At 68.9% G+C, this 488-nt stretch carries 1 pseudogene; it reads left to right on the top strand.

Annotation, left to right across the window (positions count from 1 at the left end):
- Positions 1-488, top strand: a pseudogene (locus tag MOV75_RS41705) (hypothetical protein); the annotation flags it as partial.

The raw sequence follows: 488 nt of genomic DNA, 5'->3' as shown, positions 1-488 counted from the left end.
ATGCCGAGCCGCTCCGCATCCTGCCGGCGCTGCGCGCAGGGCTCGCCGCAATTCCGCAGGCGCCGATCCCGGCGCAGATCGAGTTCAACTCCGACCAGATCATGCTCGGCGGCCGTCCGCTGCAGAACATCTCAGCCGAGCTTCAGACCGACGGACGATCCTGGACCTTCCAGCGGCTCGAGCTGCGCGCGCCCGGCATGACGCAGCTCTCGCTCAATGGCGCGACGCCCGGCGCCGACAGTTTCAGCGGCCGTCTCAGCGTCGAATCGTCCGACCCGGATACGCTGATGGCCTGGCTCCAGGGTCGCAGCGAGATCAACCGCCGCAGCACGCGGCCGCTGCGTCTGGCCGGCGACGTGACGATCGCCGCCAACCATCTCGCCATCGACAGGCTGAAGGCCGACATCGAAGGCGGTACCGTCGAAGGGCGCATCGCCTTCGTGCAGACAGGCGCGAGCAAGGGCTCGCGGATCGACGCCGAGCTGAAG

This window comes from Bradyrhizobium sp. PRIMUS42 (genome assembly GCF_023006515.1).
In the GTDB taxonomy this organism is placed as follows: domain Bacteria; phylum Pseudomonadota; class Alphaproteobacteria; order Rhizobiales; family Xanthobacteraceae; genus Bradyrhizobium.
This window is presented reverse-complemented; position numbering and strand designations above follow the sequence as displayed.